The following is a 3,666-nucleotide window of genomic DNA, read 5'->3' as shown; positions in this document are numbered from 1 at the left end:
CACTCAGTTATCTGTGCAATTTACCTATTAACGAGATCAAAATTGAACGAACCTTTGTCGACAAAATGCTCATCAATGAACAGAGTGATGCTTTAATTCGCGCCATCATCGCCATTGGCCAAGCTCACTCACTTAAGGTCGTCGCGGAAGGTATCGAAACTAAACAGCAGAATCATCATCTACTCGAACATGAATGCCATTTGGGACAGGGTTATTTTTACGCTAAGCCGCTACCAATAGACGAGCTGGTTGAGTTTAGTCACGACAACAGTTGAATATCATTTAAATCAACTATTTGTCTTAGATACTTTTAACCTAACAACCGACTTGGTATGCTGAAACTCTAATCAGAAAAGAGGTGGGGAAGAGTTCATGAGCTTTGAAATTAACTCTCAGTGGCATGCACGGCACGATGACGAACATAAAATTCGCCGCGATGACCACCGCAGCCCGTACCAAAGAGATCGAGCGCGAATCCTCCACTCTGCGGCTTTTCGTCGTCTCCAAGCAAAAACTCAAGTGCACGGTAATAGCTTTGATGACTTCCACCGCACTCGCCTCACCCACTCTCTTGAAGCATCGCAACTTGGTACTGGCATAGTCGCTCAATTAAAACAAAAGCAGCCTGAGTTTAGAGATGTATTACCGAGTGACAGCTTAATTGACTCACTCTGCCTTGCTCATGATATCGGCCACCCACCCTATGGGCACGGTGGTGAAGTCGCCCTCAACTATATGATGCGAGAACACGGTGGTTTTGAAGGCAATGCGCAGACATTTCGTATTGTAACTAAGCTTGAGCCCTATACTGAGCAGTTCGGTATGAACCTGACTCGCCGTACCCTGCTTGGCTTAATAAAATACCCAGCAATGATTAGCCATACACGCGCGGCAGAAGTTCCGGAGAGTGTGACCCATCAACGCCGTTTAAAAGCCAAAGAGTGGTCTCCAGCAAAAGGGCTTTATGACTGTGATAAAACCCTGTTTGACTGGGTGGTTAAGCCATTGAGCGAACAAGACAAATTACTATTCAGCCAGATGCGTGACGAAAAACTCACTGATAAACAGCATAGTAAAACGCGACATAAATCGATTGATTGCTCCATCATGGAACTGGCCGACGATATCGCCTATGGCGTGCACGACTTAGAAGATGCCATTGTGTTAGGGATGGTTAACCGCCATCAGTGGATTGAAGGTGCCTCTAGCTACCTATCCGAGTGCGGTGACCCTTGGTTTGAAAAGCACATCGCATCAATCACCGATATGCTATTTTCGGGCACACACTACCAACGCAAAGATGCCATTGGTGGTATGGTCAACGCGCTACTGACCAGTATTTCGATTAGACCTGTCGACGCGCCTTTCCAAAGTGAGTTGCTCGGCTTTAATGCGGTCCTAGAACCCACTATGGCGAAAGCACTCAACGTATTAAAGAAATTCGTCAGTGACTACGTAATTCAAGTGCCTCAAGTTCAGGTAGCAGAGTATAAAGGCCAGCAGATCATCATGGATATCTTTGAAGCGCTCAGCGCCGACCCAGAACGACTCTTGCCTATTAATATACGCCAGAAGTGGCTCGCGAAAGAGAGTGACAGTGAAGGTTATCGAGTGATTGCCGATTATATCTCGTCGATGACAGATGGTCATGCACAAAGACTCCACCAGCAATTGTTCTCCTCTCACTAGAAAGAAGTAAACAGCTCAGCTTCAAGCACTGTAGTTTTTTTCAAACACGCCGGGGGGCATTTGCTCAATTTGAAACTCGATCATTTGATTGAACGCATCAATTAAGGGTAAGAAGTTTTTCTCAGGTTCGAGTAGAGAGAGAATATGGTAGCCCGCTTCCACCGTCGAGAGGCTGTTATCACTTGGTGCTTTACGAATGCGATAGTTACCCTGTAGGTCATCAGGTAAGTGTACGAGAGGCAAAGCGTGAAGATTGGTAGACAATTGCCACATTTTATACGCTTTCTTCCACGTACCATCGAGTAAAATAACCCTGACCTTTTGCTCAGCCGCGAGCTTTTCAGCCACCTGAGTATGACTCACTGAGCCCTCGCCAGGATAGAGCACAAAGTGGTGGTGGCTTGAATCACTGAGCAGTTGGTTTAGCTCATCATGGGCAGAAAAGTCCTCCCCTTTAAAGCAGTAGCTATTAGCAAGAGACAAATTTAAGATTCGCGCGGTTCCCATTGGCCTATTTGTTTCACTGTGATGTTGCAAGATGACCAACTCAACGTTCGATGTTAGTCTTTGTATCCACTCACAAATACACGCTTTGAGTGATTTTCCACATTGAGAACAGTATCGGGACATAGTGTGCGCTTATTATTTCTGTTAATCGCTATCAGCTTAGTGTGCCTCGGCCTTCAAGTCGAACCTTTGGCATCGCAGATGAGTTGGCAACGCGACTTAATTATTCACGGCCAGTGGTGGCGAATCCTAACAGGAAATTTCACTCACACCAACTTTGCCCACCTAGCCATGAACCTTGCAGGCCTATGGGTGATGAGTTTTATATTCAAACCATCAGTAAAAGCACTCACATTTTGTTTAATCACTATTAGTATTGCAGTTGGCGCACTTAATTTCCTAACCAGTATGAATGGCTATGTCGGCTTATCAGGTGTTTTGCATGGCCTGTTTGCCTTTTTCTCCCTGCAAGAAGCGCTCAACGGCAGAAAGAGTAGTTGGCTATTGGTTGTTGGCGTCATGCTCAAAATAGGCTGGGAACTCACTATGGGCGCTTCATCATCCACCAGCGAACTGATCAATGCTCGTGTTGCGGTGGAATCTCACCTGTTTGGTATGCTCTCTGGCTTTATTTTTGCCGCTAGCCAATGTTTCATTCTCCGCCTACGAGCAAATATATAGGTTGATGTTCAGGGCTAAAGGGCGCAGAATGACGCCCTTTTTCGTGTCGACGCATTTTTGAGCGCGCTGCGATCACCGTTGAATTATAGAGAACAATATATGGGTTTTACCTCCTTAGGCCTTTCTGCCCCAATCCTCAAAGCAATTGAAGAGCAAGGCTATGACAAACCGTCTCCAATTCAGGAGCAAGCCATTCCTGCCGTACTAGCAGGCAAAGATGTCATGGCTGCCGCGCAGACAGGTACAGGTAAAACTGCAGGCTTCACACTGCCGATTCTTGAGCGTTTAGATAACGGTCAGCGTGTCAAAGGTAATCACGTTCGTGCCTTGATATTGACTCCAACACGTGAGCTCGCCGCTCAGGTACAAGAAAACGTATTTAAATACAGCCGTTATCAGCGCCTAACTTCTCAGGTAGTGTTTGGTGGGGTAAAAGTTAACCCACAGATGATTAAGCTGCGCAAAGGTTGCGATGTGCTAGTTGCAACTCCAGGTCGCCTACTAGACCTTTACCAACAAAACGCCATTAAGTTTGATCAACTTGAAGTGCTGGTACTAGATGAAGCTGACCGTATGTTAGATATGGGCTTTATCCGTGACATTCGTAAAATTCTTAATCTGCTGCCTGCTAAGCGCCAAAACTTGCTATTTTCAGCAACTTTCTCAGCTGAGATCCGCGAGCTAGCCAAAGGCTTGGTTAACGACCCCGTCGAAGTATCAGTAAACCCCGAGAACTCAACCGCAGTCACTATTGGGCAAAGCTTTTACCCAGCAGACAAACGTATGAAA

At 46.1% G+C, this 3,666-nt stretch carries 5 protein-coding genes; 4 read left to right on the top strand and 1 reads right to left on the bottom strand.

What is annotated here, in order from left to right; all coding sequences use genetic code 11:
- Together QTO00_RS16495 and QTO00_RS16490 are read left to right on the top strand one after the other, a co-directional pair.
- A partial coding sequence (locus QTO00_RS16495; RefSeq protein ID WP_331425761.1) for an EAL domain-containing protein occupies window positions 1–275 on the top strand: 275 nt, incomplete at its 5' end.
- A 97-nt stretch (window positions 276–372) separates the two neighbouring features.
- A complete protein-coding gene (locus tag QTO00_RS16490; protein WP_331425760.1) occupies window positions 373–1,689 on the top strand; it encodes an anti-phage deoxyguanosine triphosphatase in 1,317 nt (438 codons plus the stop codon).
- 21 nt (window positions 1,690–1,710) lie between these two features.
- Here the strand turns inward: QTO00_RS16490 and QTO00_RS16485 are convergent, their stop codons facing one another.
- Window positions 1,711–2,319: a tRNA-uridine aminocarboxypropyltransferase gene (locus QTO00_RS16485; RefSeq protein ID WP_331425759.1), complete on the bottom strand. Its 609-nt coding sequence runs from the start codon at window positions 2,317–2,319 to the stop codon at window positions 1,711–1,713.
- A gap of 3 nt (window positions 2,320–2,322) precedes the next feature.
- Between QTO00_RS16485 and rrtA the strand changes: the two genes are divergently transcribed.
- Both rrtA and QTO00_RS16475 read left to right on the top strand, forming a co-directional pair.
- Window positions 2,323–2,877: a rhombosortase gene (gene rrtA, locus QTO00_RS16480; protein WP_331425758.1), complete on the top strand. Its 555-nt coding sequence runs from the start codon at window positions 2,323–2,325 to the stop codon at window positions 2,875–2,877.
- Window positions 2,878–2,976: 99 nt separating this feature from the next.
- A partial coding sequence (locus tag QTO00_RS16475; RefSeq protein ID WP_331425757.1) for a DEAD/DEAH box helicase occupies window positions 2,977–3,666 on the top strand: 690 nt, incomplete at its 3' end.

The sequence above is a fragment of the Vibrio sp. M260118 genome (assembly GCF_036533755.1).
GTDB lineage: Bacteria > Pseudomonadota > Gammaproteobacteria > Enterobacterales > Vibrionaceae > Vibrio.
Note: the sequence above shows the minus strand (reverse complement) of the source record. Positions and strands in the feature narration are given on the sequence as shown.